Origin of the sequence: Ascidiimonas meishanensis (assembly GCF_037782385.1) — a bacterium.
In the GTDB taxonomy this organism is placed as follows: Bacteria; Bacteroidota; Bacteroidia; order Flavobacteriales; family Flavobacteriaceae; genus Ascidiimonas; species Ascidiimonas meishanensis.
Genome location: NZ_JBBEXD010000017.1, coordinates 47,148 through 62,650 on the forward strand (window position 1 = coordinate 47,148; position 15,503 = coordinate 62,650).

Sequence of the window (15,503 nt, forward strand, 5' to 3'; positions counted from 1 at the left end):
AATAGACAAAAAGTGTTTGATGACTAAGAATAAAAAAAATTAGTATTATTGATTTAGGAAGAATCTCTTAAGATCAGTTTGGTTGGTAAAATCACGTCCTTAAAAATAACAGAATTACCGCTTTTGATACATTTTATCTCATTTAATAAAATTTCCATGGCAGTGATACCCATTTCATAGGCAGGTTGATTTACTGTAGATAAAGCCGGAGTTATTGCAGACGACATAAACCAATTGCTAAAACCAAAAACGGCTATGTCATCTGGTATTTTAATTTGTAGCTCATTAAAACATTTAATGATGCCAATGGCTGCTAGATCTGTGGAGGAAAAAATTGCATCGAGATTTGGATGCTCCAAAATTGCTTTTTTTGCATTAGTGTATCCTCCTTTATAGCTTCTATTACTATCACAATGATATACTAAAGAGGTATCAAATTCTATATGGTTATCTATAAGAGCTTGTTTATAACCTTCAAATCTATAGGTTGAATTTTTAGGACTAAACTCACCTCTAAAATGAGCTATTCTTTGGTGTCCTTTACTTATAAGGTAGGAGACTGCTTTATAGGCTGCTTCAAAATCATCAATTCTAACCTTAGAACATTCAATGGATTGCTCCACTTTATCAAACAGCACCAAAGGAATGCCTGCACTTAGTATTTTTTGAAGATGTACAAATTGATTTGTGAGGTTGGAAAGAGATATTAAAATTCCATCTACTCTTTGCTCAATTAATAAATTTACTTGCTGTTTTTCCAGCGATAATTTTTCATTTGATTGCAGTATGATAACCAAATAGCCTTCTTGCTCTGCTCTTTCAATAAAACCTTCAATAACCTGAGAAAAAAAATAATGAGCTGTGGTAGGAATAATAACTCCTAGCTTTTTTGTTTGTTGCTTTTTTAAATTAAGGGCAATTTGGTTTGGCGTATAATTGAGTAATCGAGCGGTGTGTAAAACTTTTCGCTTTGTAGCTTCACTTATTTCGTCTGAGCCATTTAAAACTTTGGAAACGGTAGCTATTGAAACCCCAATTTTATCTGCAATATCTTTTAATTTGGTTCGTGACATTAGTGCAATTTAGTATATTTTTAGAATTAAGATCACGAAAACGTTTACTTAAATCACGAAAACGATTTCGTAAAAAAATAAAATAAAGCATTGCGATAATCTTAATTTTTAGAACATATTTTTATAAGCATTGAAAGAATACTTCATGTATTATTAGAAATTAGTAAATTTTTTTAGTTCAAATAGTATTTATAAGGTACGCAAAGATTGATTATTGTGTATAAAAAAATGAAAAACATGAAAAGAACCAGCTTACAAAAAACCATAACAGCCATAGCTATAGGAGCAGGAGATAGGGCAAATGTATATGGTGATTATGCCATAGCACATCCTAAAGAATTACGTATTATTGGAGTTGCAGAACCCAATGCAATTAGAAATGAACGCTTTGCTACAAAACATAAAATAGAAGAAAAAAACAGATTTTCTTCATGGGAAGAAGTATTTAAAAGATCAAAATTTGCAGATGCTGTAATCATAGCTACATCTGATACATTACATTATGAACCCTGTATGGCTGCAATGACGTTAGGGTATGATGTTCTTATTGAAAAACCTATTTCTCCATCAGAAGAAGAATGTCGAGAAATTTTAGCGCTTGCCGAGAAAAAACAATGTATAGTAGGGGTATGTCATGTATTAAGATATGCGCCATATTTTCAAAAATTAAAGGAAATAGTAGATAGTAAACTAATAGGGGATCTTGTTAGTATTCAACATATGGAGTCTATAGAACATGCCCACATGGCACATTCCTATGTGAGAGGTAACTGGCATAATTCAAAAGAGTCTAGCCCTATTATTTTAGGTAAATCTTGTCATGATTTGGATATTATGAGATGGTTGGTTGGAAGCCCTTGTTCTGAAGTGGCTGCTTTTGGGAATAGAAAATGGTTTAGAAAAGAAAACGCTCCAGAAGGCAGCACGAATAGATGTACCGATGGCTGCCCAGTAGAATCTGAATGTCCGTATTCTGCACTAAAAATATACCAAAGGGATAAGAAGCATAATTATGTGTTTGATTTCCCTGATGATGAATCTAAAAGAGATGAATATTTAATAGAGCAGTTACAAACAACAGATTACGGGCGTTGCGTCTATAGAATGGATAATGACCAACCAGATCATTATGTCGCTTCTTTAAAATTTGAAAATGATGTGACCGCTGCTTTCTCTATGGAAGCATTTACTTCATATCACGGGAGACGTACTCGCCTAATGGGTACTATGGGAGATATTGTTGGAGATATGGAAACTTTTGAGCATACAGATTTTCGTACTGGTAAGACTACGAAGTGGGAACAAGGTGAAAGTGAATTTGATTACCACGATCATGGACATGGAGGAGGAGACTGGCGATTGGTTCAAAATTGGGTGCAGGCGGTTTCAAATCATGACGCATCGCTTTTAACATCAACTATTAAAGCTTCCATTGAAAGCCATATCATAGGATTCAAAGCAGAAAAGAGTAGATTAGGAGGGAAAATTGAAAAGATTGATTTGTAACCATACGTAATTCAGTAAATAAATGTCATATTGATAATTACTTAGTATATTTTCCCATATTTGCATCAATTAAATAGCACGTAATTTTAGATACATCCAAATGAAAAAATTAGGACTAAAAGCAGTATTATATATTAATTATTTTGTTTTTGCTATTTTATTAAATAGTGTGGGTATTGTAATTAAACAAGCAATTGAAAATTATAATGTTCTGGAAACAGAAGCAAGTATTTTAGAGGCTTTTAAGGATCTTCCTATAGCAATAGTCTCATTCTTTGTAGCTTCATTTCTACCCAGAATGGGCTATAAAAGAACCATGCTTTACGCCTTGATCTTATCACTTTTTGGATGTGTTTATATGTACTTTGGAAATTCCTTTTTAAGTACAAAAATTCTCTTTGCGTGTATTGGTGTATCTTTTGCATTTATCAAAATCTCTGTTTTTTCAATTATTGGGCTACTTACCACAACAAAAGAAGAACATAGTAGTTTGATGAGTTCAATTGAAGGTGTTTTTATGATAGGCGTAGCTGCTACCTATTTTATATTTCCTGTCTTTTTCAATGAAAGCAATCCAGATTCATGGTTAAATGTTTACTTGTTTTTGGCAGTTTTAATTGCTATCGCCTTTGTATTGTTACTTTTCGCTAAAATGGATACCCCCGTTACTGTTGAAACATCTAAAGCTTCTTTAACAGATTTTTTAGATATGATGAAGCTTATTGCACTACCATTAGTTATGTTTTTTATTTTAAGTGCCTTTTTGTTTGCTATGGTAGAGCAAGGCATCATGACTTGGCTTCCTACTTTTAATAAAAAAATACTTTCATTAAATGATGTACTTAGTGTTCAAATGGCTAGTATTTTGGCAATTTCGCTATCGGTTGGAAGATTACTTGCAGGAAGATTAGTGAAAAGAATACACTGGGTAAAGTTACTTACTTATTGCATTATTATAGCAATGGTATTGGTGACTTTGGTTCTACCTGGTGCATTAAATAGAGAATTAACTACCATTGAGTCCATATGGGACATCCCACCAGTTGGTTTTATTTTTCCAATTATAGGTCTTTTTATAGCACCAATTTATCCCTTAATTAATTCGGCCTTATTATCAGTTTTACCCACAAAAAAACATAGTTCAGCTACAGGACTTATTGTTATTTTTTCAGCATTAGGAGGTACATTTGGTTCCAGAGCTATTGGATATCTATTTGAACATATAGATGGAGCCAGAGCTTTTTATTTTTTACTGATACCGATGTCGTTTCTAATAATTACTTTATTTTTATTTAATAGAGCAGTTATTAAATATGAGGCTAGCCATTAGCATAGATGCGTTTGCACGATTAATAATAATTCTTCTGGTCTTTTTTAATGTTTTGGTTGATAATGTAACTAATTGCAATGCGTTTTAATAACATCTCAAAATAAAAAATACCCTAAAAAAAGGGACTCGTAAAGTTTTATCCCTCGGGTTCTAAGTTTTCAAAACTAGGTTTACTAGTTTCAAATAGATACTGTTAACTGATCGATATAATTGTTAATAATATAGTTCCTCTACTTCTTCAATAAAATTCATGCTTTTCTTTTAAGCTTAAATTTTACTTACAGGTATTTCCAATTTCTTCAAGCGCATTTCATTTTCCTATCACACTTTATTCAAAGTAGGTTAATTGATTTAATAATGTAAATCTAGTTGCTAAATAAGTACTATTTAAAAACTACATAAGATGTACTATAAACAATAAAATTTATGTAAGATATATCTTTAAATAGTTGATTTACAAACTGTTAAGTCAAAAAGGTATTGGGGGGAATTACTTCGTTTCTGTACTTAGTAATGAGAACATGAAATAACAATAAGAAATTTAACTAAATACTAAGTACGATGAAAACACGAGGAGATTCCAATGCAGAAAATCAAGATACAGAACCCAAAAAACCTGTTTATATTGTTTCTTTTTCCCTACCTGTGGGTGTGAAAATAGAAGAAGATCAAGTAAAATTAGAATCCAGAGCAGGAGGTTTAGGCGTTGCAGTGAATGCAGGTTTAACAGAGGATAGTCCTTATGAATTAAAAAGTTGGATAGGATTACGCGAAAATTACCTTACCGAAGATGGACAGGTAGATACAGCTACCCAAGAAAAGGTAAATAATGCATTTACAGAAGGAGAAACCCATAATTTTAAATACGCCTATGTATCTCAAGAAGTAAGAGACGCTTTGTATGCAAATGCAGCAAATCAATTAATTTACCCAACTCTTTTACAATTAGATGATAAGATAGATCCTCAGGCCACTTTAGATGGTTACGAGGCGGGTAATAAAGCTTTGGCTAACGAAGTTATTAATACCATTAAACAAGAAAATGACGGGGAAGTTCCTAAAGATACAATGATTTGGGTGCATGATTATCAAATTTTATCGGTTCCCAAGTATTTAAAGGAGGAGGCACCAGAAGCAAAAGTTGGCTTTTTTATGCATACGCCTTTTCCTGAGATAAAACCTGAGAATTTGTTATTGACGGAGCAAGATAATTTTAAGATTGCATTAGAAAATGTTATAGCCGCAGATAGTATTCAGTTTCATACAGAAGAGTTTAAAGCAGATTTTTTAAAGACATTACAAAATTTTGAAATCGTAGAAACTCCAGAACAGTTGGCAGAAATTGAAGCAAAGATTGAAGTGAACCCTATTGGGATCCCTACGGAGATGATTGAAGAGATGTCAAATACCAGATTCGATGAAATATTAGCGGGGATTCCTGAAAATGAGGATAAAGAAAATGTATTATTTGAAGCATTAGAACAAAAAATGCAGGAATGGACTACAGATGAAAAAGGAAATCAAAAGGAGGGAGTTAAAGGAAGCTTGAAGATAGACCCTAAAATGGTAAACATGGGTTCTGTGGGCAGATATGATTATACAAAGGCACAGTTAGATCAATTAAAAGCATTTCAAATGCTTTTGAACATGGCAAAAAGTTCAGGAATTGAAAAGCCAGAAGAACTTTATAGAATGCATGTAGTAGCTGCTCCGGCAAGAAATATTAAAGAAGATTTGCAGTATGCAGCTAAGGTTGTGGATGTTATAGAAGATATTTTGAAAGAGTTCCCAGATGCTGTAAACTTGATTCCCGGCGTGCAAAATGCGCAATTACCTATCTTTAATGCCGCAATGGATATACATGTGGCGCCATCAAAAGCAGATGGTTATCTTATATCTGCTGGAGAAGCCTTTGTTTCCAGAAATGTAGCGGAAAAAAGAGGGTTATTAAATACGAACACCAATAAGTCTGCATTAGTTTTAACTACCAATGCAGGAATGGCGAGAACATTAGAAAAATATAATATACCTTCTGTTAGCATCGTTAAACCAGAAGCTGTCAATATAGCAAATGCCCTTGCAGAACAATCTATAGCCATCTTAAATGAAAGAGGTACTGCGCAAGCAACATTAGATCGTCGTTTTCCTTTAGTTACTAAAAAGGAGGAGGAGAAAGACAAGAAAATAAAACCTTCAAGAGAAAGCCTCCCAAGAAATGCAAAAAAGAAAGCACGACCTAAAAACTCTCAACCTAAAGATACGCAAAGAGGATTTACTGCATTACCATCTTTAGTCAATACAAATAAAGAATTTACCTTAAAAGCTTTAGCAGCTCTTTCACCAGAAAATGCTGAAAGAGCAAGAAGCATTTCTAGAGTGGCTAAAAGACCAGCTAAAAGATCTCAAAGTGAGGATAAAAGTAATAAAAAAGCAAGACCCTCATTCTCGTAGATTGATATAAATAATGAGTCCTAAAAAGGTCGTCTAGTACAATTAGACGGCCATTTTTTAGTGAAGTACTTTCTGCATAGATTTCTACGGAAATAAAAGTAATTAGCTAATTGCCAGTATGTGTTCAAAACGAGATTTTTTGGTATCAAATAAATGCATTTTTTAAGAATTGTCAATGTTAATTTGAACGATCTAGTTTTTCTATTTCTTCAATAATTGTTACCCCTTTCTTTTTAAGTTTAATTTTTACTTACGAGCAAGTACCAATTTCTTTAGGTACATTTTACATTCCTACCATACTTCATCAAATGCAGGTTACTTGATTTAATAACGTAAACCTGGTCATTAAATATATTATAGTCATAAAGTCACAAAACTTGTAATTCAATTAATAATATTAGTGTAAGATTTGCCTTTAACTTGTTGATTAACAGATTTTTAAGTCAAAATAGAATTGGGGGGATTCACCTCATTTTTATACATATTAATAAGAACAAGAAATAAGAATAAGAAGTTTAATCAAAAATTTAATTAAGATGAAAAAAGATAGTAGTTCAAGTTCAAGTTCAAGTCAAGGAAGCGAAGATACTCAAGAAAAAACTCCAGTATATGTAGCTTCATTTTCTTTACCCGTGGCTGTAAAAGAAGATCCAAAAACAAAAAAGATAGAGGCATCTGCCAGACCGGGAGGTTTGGGTATTGCTGTAAATGCAGCACTACCAAAAGATGGTCCTTATGAACTCAAAAGATGGGTAGGAATCAATCCAAATTACAAGAAGGAAGATGGAGGGGTAGATACAGAGAAACAAGAGAGGGTAAACCAAGCATTTTTAGATGGGGATACGCATAACTTTAAATTTGCTTATGTATCTGAAGAAGTTAGAGATGCCTTATATACCAAAGCGGCAAACCAATTAATTTATCCTATGGTATTGCAATTGGATGATAAGATAGATCCAGCAGCTACTTTAGCGGGATATGAAGCAGGAAATAAAGCTTTAGCCGATGAATTAATTAGCACCATTAAAGAAGATAATAATGGTGAGGTACCTAAAGATACTATGATCTGGGTGCATGATTACCAGATTTTATCGGTGCCAAAATATATAAAAGAAGAAGCTCCAGAGGCAAAAGTAGGCTTTTTTATGCATACCCCTTTTCCTGAAATAGAACCTGAAAATCTTATAACTACCGAGCAGGAATATTTTAAAACGGCATTAGAGAATGTTATACAGGCAGATAACCTTCAATTTCATACAGAGCAATTTAAACAAGACTTTTTAAAAACACTTAAGAACTTTGAGATAGTCAAAACACCAGAAGAATTGCAAGCGGTGGCGGCTAAAGTTGAGGTAAATCCTATTGGAATTCCAAAGGAAGCATTGCAAAAGATGACCAATGAGCGATTTAATGAAGTGATGACTGATAAAGTAAGACAACAAGATATTGTTGTAAGTGAAAGTCCTTCTCGTAAGAAAGATAAATTTGTTAAAACCGGAACAAAAGGAGAAGACCCCATGGATGATTATGTTTTGGTGACGAAAAATTTTGATCAGTCTCCATTGCATGAAGCCGTAGAAGATAAAATGAAAGAATGGGTAAAGCTTAAAGGTCCTGATGATAATAAGGGCACTTTAAAGGTAGATCCAAAAATGATCAATATTGGTTCTGTAGGACGATTTGATTATACCAAAGGTTTACAAGAACAATTGAAGGGGTTCCAGATGTTGTTGAATATGGCCAAGCAAAAAGGGATAAGACATCCAGAAGAGCATTATAGAATGCATGTGGTTGCGAGTCCGCCAAGACCTATTAAGGAAGATCAGAAATATGCAGCTGAAGCCAAGGAGATCATGGACGAGATTATGCAGCAATATCCAGATTCTATTAATCTAATCCCATTTGTTCCAAATGAAGAATTACCCATTTTTAATGCGGCGATGGATATACATATCGCTCCTTCCAAATCAGACGGATTTCTTATTTCTGCGGGAGAAGCATTTGTTTCCAGAAACATGGCTATAGAGCAAGGTTTACTAGGGAAGTCATTAGAACCTTCGGCATTGGTTTTAAGTACAGGGGCAGGAATGGCCAGAAGTTTAGAAAAAGAACAGGTGCCAGCGGTAAGTATTATTAAGCCCAGAGCTACTAGTGTAGCCAATGCACTTTTGAAACAGTCTACAGAAATACAGGCACAACGCGGACAGTTAGGACCGCTTCAGGACACAAGAGGATTTGATAAAATTCCAAGTCAGGTTAATTCAACCCAAGAATATGGATTAAAAGCACTTACAGCAATTACGCCAGGAGCTGCAAGAAAAGCTGCTTCAATCACTAAAAGGCCTAGAAGAGAATCTCAAAAACAAGACAGAAAAGAGAGTAGTAAAAGACAAAAGGTACATGCTTAAAAGAATTTATAAATAAGGGTATTTATCTTTTGTAAAATTGCCAATACGAACTTCTATTTAAAAATAGGAGTTCGTATTTTTTGTTCATTTTGGAACTTACGTTCTTTTATTTTTTTGGTTACCCAATATCGTAACCCTACATGTAAAAGTAAGATATTTCTTTTTTAAATAGTTTAAAATCAGTTAGTTGTTGATTGTAGATTTAAAAAAGCATTGGGGGTATTACCTTCTATTCAATACTTATATATAAATCAGACATTTTATTGAATCAAAAAAAAGTTCAAGTGAACATTATCTTGGCTTAAGACATAAATAATATCCAAAAATATTTAAAAATGAAAAAATCAGAAGAAAATACATCGGAAGAACTAAGAGCTCAAGCTGAAGCGACAGCATTAGAGAGCACTGGGCAGGAAGAAACTAAAGTAGAAGGAGTAAATGAAGAGGAAACACAAATAGTGGAACAGACTTCGTTATTAGATCTGGAAAGAGGATCAGCACAAGAAACTCAAGTAGAAGAGCTACCAGATCTTGAACAAGGATTGGCACAAGAAGTGGTAACAGCAGAAGATTTTGATGCTGCACTAGATGTAGAGGAGCAGTTTGTAATACAAGATATTGAACCAGATAATCCACCTGTACAAGAAACTCAATTGGAAGCAACAACAATAGAGAGAGGTGGGGTAGAAGAAACAAAAGAAGAAGAAGTAGGAAGCGCTGAAATTTCCTTGGGAGCTCCATCAGATGAAGAAAGTGAAGATGATAAAAAGGTAGCAGCAGTAGAAGATATTGAAGCACAATTAGAAGCAACAGATGTAGTAATTGATATTCCTACTGAAGCAAGTCCCGCAGTGGCAGCTGAAGCACCTGCAGAGGAACCTTTACCAAATATGGTTTGGCAAGCTGTGAAAGCAGCTTTTAGATTTAAAAGCGACGAGAGTTTAGCGAGGGAAATTTTACAAGCAAAATATCCAAATGATGCAGCTAAAGTAGAACAAAGAGTAGCTCGTCTTGGTGCTAAGAAAGATGAAATAGAACGTGTTGTTCGTGAAGATATTTATGGTAAAAGAGCTTTTAATATTGATTTAGAAATTCCAGATAATATAAATGAAGTACAATTAAAAGCATATTTTAAAAAGGTACTAAATCAATACTCAAGTTTCTCTTCACAGAGTTTGCATGATGAATATCAAAAAAAACCTAAATCTTGGTTTGAATCTAATACAACAAGAGCTCGAATGGTTCTTATAGAGGCAACAGATAAAAACATTACCGATATAGGAAAAGCAATTTTAGATTCTAGTCCGTTAGAAAGAGTGGTAGCTGTTGGTTTAGATGATGAGAAACAAACAGAATTAAAGTTCAAACTTTTAGGATTATGGGAAGCCAAAATTACTCAAGTAGAGGCTAGTGAAACCTTGGCAGAGGGAGAAGCAAAATATGGAACCAGACTATTAGAAACGCTGAAAGAATTAAATCAAAAACCAGAAGCAACCAGATTAGATGATTTTGATTTAAATGAGTTGGTGGGACCGCATGGTTTTACCGAAACAAAAGATATATCTTATAAAAGTTTACAGCAGGAGCTGGAAACCACTTTTGGTTCAAAACTAGATGAGATTGTTCTTTTTGGTACAGATAATGATATGGCTCAAGAATTACCTATTTTGAGTAAGCTTGCAGATGCACACCAATACCTTGCCATAAGGTCTGAAAATTTTGCAGGTGAAGAAGTTTCAAAATTCTGGACGGTAGCCTTAAAAGATGTTGCAGATCCTATTTCTCACATAACGGCAGCCAAAGGACCTGATGAGATGTTAGCAGATGGAAAACATGAGGTGAATCCTTCATTTGAAAAGTTTTTTGAAGATAAAGGTAAAGAGCATGGTTTAGAGCCCGAAAATACGGCTTACTTAAAAAACATGTTTGTATCACATAGTTTGTATTTAACGAATCTTAGCCCTAAATTATATGCTACTACAATTACTAAGGCACAATCTGGTATAAATGGTAAAGGGGCTCTTGCCGTTGGTGAAGCATTACCCTGGGGAGCAGTGGGAAGGATTATTGCCACGGCTAAAGGATCTCGTTTTGCTGTAAATGCTACCATGGTAGATACTGCCAATGATATTCACCATGAAGAGCAAGAAAAGTTAGAGGCTTATAAAGACTTGTTTGATAATCTGTTAGAACATTATGAGAAAGACTCAGAAACAGTAGAAGAGGCATACGAAAAAGCAATAGATCAAGTTTTTATAGCATATAAAAATATTGAATCTGGTAAAGAAATTAATGAGGCCTTAGATAATGGAGAAACATTAAGACTACAATCATTTATTCATGCTAACCGAACTAATATCACCAACGAGCGAGGTATTTTATTAATACAACCACAGCCCTTGGTCTTTGCTTTTGGATTAGCCGGAGTTGGCCTAGGGGTAAACAATGCCATTAATACTTTTGGTGATAACGGGAATAATGAAACAAATAATCAACTAGAAGAAAATACTCCTTATGATGAATTTCTTAAAAAATGGTTAGTAACAAGTCTAGGTGTTTATGGAGTTTCTCTAGCAACTACCGTTACTTCTTTACTTTCACAAAAAACAGCGAATGCTTATCATTTAGTACGTTGGCATAGAATTTCTGCTAGATCTCGAGCAGAAAACCAGAAAGCACAAGATATAAGACAAAAAGGAGTAGATGGTGTGCTGGCTACTATAAAAGAAAGTAGGAGTCTTGAAAAATTTGCAAAACTCCCTACGGCACAAAAAATACCAACTAAGAGAGCAGCAAAAACAACGGTAAGAAATCGAGCAAATAAAGATAAAGCACCCATAAAATCTATATTTGGAAATTTTTAGATTCATTTATTGATAAAGTAGCTATAGAATAGCTAAATATTTTAGAGCCTATTAACCTTTAAGTTTGATAGGCTTTTTTTGCTATAATGTACTAATCTCTTCCGTCAATACAATAAGCAGAAATAAAAAGCAAAAAAATATTTATAAACAACAAATATATTATTTAGATTTGTCTAAATATTTATTAAGCCATGTTTAAAATTAAAATTAATGAGATTTAAAGAAAGTTTTTTATTAATTTTAATACTGTCAGCGATGTTTATCTCTGCTCAGACCAATCAAGCTATTATAAAAGGACGAGTGAAATCTGGGGGTGAGGCTGTTTCTTTTGCAACCGTATTTGTAAAGAATGGAACGGAAGGTACTACCACCAATGCAAATGGATATTACCAATTTAAAGTGACCCCGGGAAAATTAAGTATTCAAGTAAGCTCACAAGGATATCGTAATTCCATTAAAAATTTAATTGTAACAGAAAAAGAAGTCGTTGAAATAGATTTTGAACTTATAGAGGATGCCTTAGGATTAGACGAGGTGGTTATAAGTGCTACCAGAAATAGAGTGGAACGCAGGAGTGCACCTGTCATAGTTTCTACCCTAAAACCAAGGCTTTTAACGGCTACTCAATCTATTTCATTAGCAGACGGTCTTAATTACGCTCCTGGCGTACGAGTAGAAACCAATTGTCAAAACTGTGGTTTTACACAAGTACGTTTAAATGGTTTAGATGGAGGGTATACCCAAATATTATTAAACAGCAGACCTGTCTTTAGCTCTTTAATTGGAGTCTACGGCTTAGAACAAATTCCCACAAATATTATTGAAAGAGTAGAAGTGGTTAGAAGCGGTGGTTCTGCATTATACGGTTCAAATGCAATTGCCGGAACGGTTAATATAATTACTAAAGACCCAGTTTTAAATACATGGGAAATTGGAACAAATTTAGCTTTGGTAGATGGAGAAGCGGCAGATAGGATACTCACATTTAATACCTCATTAGTTGCAGATGATTTGAAGAGTGGGTTTACACTTTTTGGTACCTCCCGAAATCGGGATAGTTATGATGCCAACGAAGATGGCTTTACAGAGCTTGTAGAATTGAGAAATAACACCATTGGTGCGAAAGCTTTTTTAAGGCCTACAGATCGCAGCAGAATCTCAGTGAATCTTAATGCAATTCGGGAATATCGTAGAGGAGGAGATAGATTGGATTTAGCACCGCAGTTTACTGATATTACTGAAGAATTGGATCACGATACCTTTATAGGAGGGGTAGATTATGATTTAAGTAGTAAGGATAACACAACGAAAGTTCAAATCTATACTTCGGTTTCGTATACTAATAGAGACAGTTACTATGGAGGATTAGGTGGAGAACGTACCCGTCAAGATAGTATTTCAGCTAACAATGCGTTTGGAAAAACAAAAGATTTAGCTTGGGTGAATGGGGTTCAATACACCAGATTTTTCAAAAATAAGGATGTCTTAACCTTTGGGGCAGAGCTCAACCATACAGAAACAGAAGATATTATTATAGGTTACAATCGTTTGATAGATCAAAGTGTTAATTCATTAGGGGGCTACGCGCAGTATGAGTGGAAACCTTCAGAAAAGTTCACTGCATTATTAGGAGCCAGATTAGACCATGTTCAAGTAGACGGAGAATATTCCGTTGCAGAAATCAATAGAGATGTAAATATAAACCAAACTGCTTTTTCACCAAGATTAACAATTTCCTATCAATTTAATGAAGTTCTAAAGTTTAGAGGGGGATATGCCAGAGGATTTCGTGCACCACAGGCTTTTAATGAAGATTTACATATTTCGAGTGTGGGGGGAGAGCCACAATTTGTCATTCTTTCTAATGATTTGAATACAGAGTATTCAAATGCGTTTACCGGCTCCTTTAACTACTCTAAATCTATTAGACTATTACAAATGGATTTCTTGATGGAAGGATTTTATACGACCTTAAAAAATCCATTTACTTTGGTAAGTACGGGTGCAACTTTAGATAATGGTTCTATTTTGGAAGAAGTTCGCAATGGGGCAGGAGCTCAAGTATATGGTTCTAATATAGAAATAGGAATTTCACCCAACCCAACATGGCAATTTCAAGTGGGCGGAACTTTTCAAAAAACACAATATGAGGAACCTCAACTGCTTTTTGAGACCGATGGGACCCCAGGAGAATCAGATTTAAGTATAGACGAATTTGTACGGAATCCTAATTTTTATGGATACCTTAATACAGCATGGATTCCTAATGAAGCTTTTAATATTGACCTTACAGGCACTTTTACTGGAGATATGACTGTACCTCGTGTAATTAGTGATACCGGCTTTTTAGTGTTAAATGAGGTTGATTCTTTTTTTGATTTGAATATAAAATTAGAGTCTCATATAGACTTTAATGAAAATTTCATGATCACTTTCTCCGGAGGAATAAAGAATATATTCAATAGTTATCAAAATGATTTTGATACCGGACCTAAACGAGATTCAGATTATATTTATGGACCAAATGCACCAAGAACATTTTTTATAGGTATTAAATTTGGTAAAATGCACTAGTATTCTAAAGAATTAACTTAAAAAAATGCTTTTTTGTAGGAGAAGATTGAAAGATATAACTTTTTTAAATATATGGTAATATGAGTCGTTGTAGTTTATTGCTGCTTACAGTTTTTTATATTTTATCTAATTATTTTGGTCATTCACAAAAGCAAGAAATCAACTGGCTAAATTTTGAGCAACTAGAAGAAGTTTTTGCCATTCAGCCAAAAAAAGTTTTTATTTATTTTAATGCGGATTGGTGTGTTTATTGCAAGAAAATGGATCAGACTGTTTTTAAGAAGGAACCAGTTATTACTCAAATGAGTATAGAATTCTATGCAGTCAAGATGAATGTAGAATCTTCAGACACTATTATTTTTGGTGGAAAACAATTTGTGAATAAAAATTTCGGCGAAAAACGTAATTCAATACATGAAATTCCTTTACTACTAGCTTCTAGAAAAGGAAAGCCATTCTCGCTCCCAGCTTTCGTAATTCTTGATAAAAATTTTAAAGTAAGTAATAGATATTTTAAGTATCTTTCACCAAAAGAAATGCTAAAAATAATAACTAAGTAAAATTAAGCAGCCCTTAATTCACGTTCCATTGCCAAATAAAAAGAAATCTCATTTTCAGAATCATATAACGGTAAAATATCAATCCTACACCAATATTCTTTTCCATTTTTCTTGTAATTTATAAGATCTGCGGTACATCTATTTTTACGTTTTAATTCTTCTCGCATTTTTAATAGAGTAGCCTTAGAAGTATTGGAGCCGTGAAGAAATTTGGGATTTTTACCAATAACAAAATTTGTGGAATAACCAGTCATTTCTCGGAATCCGTTATTAGTCCATAAAATTTCTTTTTCATGGTTGGTAACAACCAAAGCATCATAGGTAGTGATTTCCAAAAGATCTTTTAGCGAAGGCTGTATTTCTTGTTTTATAATGGTTTGTAATTGATTTAATTCATTTTTAAGTTTCACTTTTTTAATCAATTTTTGATAACCATCAAGATAAAAATCAAAACTTCTTATGGGTGATACGTATTCTTTTTCGTCTTTAAGAGCATTCATTTTTTCTTTTCTTTTTTTTGAAGGTATTTAAAATTTAGAAGATTACCTACAATTTAAAAAACTTTGTGAATAATGTTTAAGATGCGTTATTTTGGATAATTCAAATGCTATCCGTTATAAAAAGCTATTATACCAATTTATAATGCTTTTTAACCTATTTTGAAAAATTGATAAGATACTATTTTCAAGAAAGATAAAAGTTGTTCATCTAGGGGTTTTCTATGTAAAAAGATACTC

General features: G+C 33.5%; 9 protein-coding genes. 7 read left to right on the forward strand and 2 right to left on the reverse strand.

Going from position 1 to position 15,503, the window contains the following annotated elements; all coding sequences use genetic code 11:
• Positions 1–53: 53 nt before the first annotated feature.
• Positions 54–1,073, reverse strand: a complete 1,020-nt coding sequence (locus tag WBG07_RS18755; protein ID WP_340203582.1) for a LacI family DNA-binding transcriptional regulator — start codon at positions 1,071–1,073, stop codon at positions 54–56.
• Positions 1,074–1,310: 237 nt separating this feature from the next.
• On the opposite strand from WBG07_RS18755, the gene WBG07_RS18760 reads away from it, so the two are divergent.
• The 7 genes from WBG07_RS18760 to WBG07_RS18790 all read left to right on the forward strand — a co-directional run bounded on the left by WBG07_RS18760 (position 1,311) and on the right by WBG07_RS18790 (position 14,766).
• Positions 1,311–2,579 carry a Gfo/Idh/MocA family protein gene (locus WBG07_RS18760; protein ID WP_340203584.1) on the forward strand — a complete coding sequence of 423 codons (1,269 nt, stop codon included), beginning with the start codon at positions 1,311–1,313 and terminating at the stop codon, positions 2,577–2,579.
• A gap of 100 nt (positions 2,580–2,679) precedes the next feature.
• Positions 2,680–3,909 carry an MFS transporter gene (locus WBG07_RS18765; RefSeq protein ID WP_340203586.1) on the forward strand — a complete coding sequence of 410 codons (1,230 nt, stop codon included), beginning with the start codon at positions 2,680–2,682 and terminating at the stop codon, positions 3,907–3,909.
• Positions 3,910–4,470: 561 nt separating this feature from the next.
• Positions 4,471–6,360, forward strand: a complete 1,890-nt coding sequence (locus WBG07_RS18770; protein ID WP_340203588.1) for a trehalose-6-phosphate synthase — start codon at positions 4,471–4,473, stop codon at positions 6,358–6,360.
• A gap of 536 nt (positions 6,361–6,896) precedes the next feature.
• On the forward strand, positions 6,897–8,768 hold the full coding sequence (locus tag WBG07_RS18775; RefSeq protein WP_340203590.1) for a trehalose-6-phosphate synthase: 1,872 nt from the start codon (positions 6,897–6,899) through the stop codon (positions 8,766–8,768).
• Positions 8,769–9,103: 335 nt separating this feature from the next.
• Positions 9,104–11,632, forward strand: coding sequence for a hypothetical protein (locus tag WBG07_RS18780; protein WP_340203591.1), 2,529 nt, complete (start codon positions 9,104–9,106; stop codon positions 11,630–11,632).
• 210 nt (positions 11,633–11,842) lie between these two features.
• Positions 11,843–14,206 (forward strand): TonB-dependent receptor, encoded by a 2,364-nt coding sequence (locus tag WBG07_RS18785; protein ID WP_340203593.1) that lies wholly within the window; start codon positions 11,843–11,845, stop codon positions 14,204–14,206.
• A gap of 80 nt (positions 14,207–14,286) precedes the next feature.
• A complete protein-coding gene (locus tag WBG07_RS18790) occupies positions 14,287–14,766 on the forward strand; it encodes a thioredoxin family protein (protein WP_340203595.1) in 480 nt (159 codons plus the stop codon).
• 2 nt (positions 14,767–14,768) lie between these two features.
• Here the strand turns inward: WBG07_RS18790 and WBG07_RS18795 are convergent, their stop codons facing one another.
• Positions 14,769–15,266, reverse strand: a complete 498-nt coding sequence (locus WBG07_RS18795) for a PAS domain-containing protein (protein WP_340203596.1) — start codon at positions 15,264–15,266, stop codon at positions 14,769–14,771.
• Between the last annotated feature and the right edge of the window lie 237 nt (positions 15,267–15,503).

Bases quoted from the DNA above. Each gene is read 5' to 3' on its own strand.
- WBG07_RS18765 (WP_340203586.1), top strand. From the start codon at position 2,680: ATGAAAAAATTAGGACTAAAAGCAGTATTATATATTAATTATTTTGTT.
- WBG07_RS18760 (WP_340203584.1), top strand. From the start codon at position 1,311: ATGAAAAGAACCAGCTTACAAAAAACCATAACAGCCATAGCTATAGGA.
- WBG07_RS18755 (WP_340203582.1), bottom strand. From the start codon at position 1,073: ATGTCACGAACCAAATTAAAAGATATTGCAGATAAAATTGGGGTTTCA.
- WBG07_RS18785 (WP_340203593.1), top strand. From the start codon at position 11,843: ATGAGATTTAAAGAAAGTTTTTTATTAATTTTAATACTGTCAGCGATG.
- WBG07_RS18790 (WP_340203595.1), top strand. From the start codon at position 14,287: ATGAGTCGTTGTAGTTTATTGCTGCTTACAGTTTTTTATATTTTATCT.
- WBG07_RS18775 (WP_340203590.1), top strand. From the start codon at position 6,897: ATGAAAAAAGATAGTAGTTCAAGTTCAAGTTCAAGTCAAGGAAGCGAA.
- WBG07_RS18795 (WP_340203596.1), bottom strand. From the start codon at position 15,266: ATGAATGCTCTTAAAGACGAAAAAGAATACGTATCACCCATAAGAAGT.
- WBG07_RS18770 (WP_340203588.1), top strand. From the start codon at position 4,471: ATGAAAACACGAGGAGATTCCAATGCAGAAAATCAAGATACAGAACCC.
- WBG07_RS18780 (WP_340203591.1), top strand. From the start codon at position 9,104: ATGAAAAAATCAGAAGAAAATACATCGGAAGAACTAAGAGCTCAAGCT.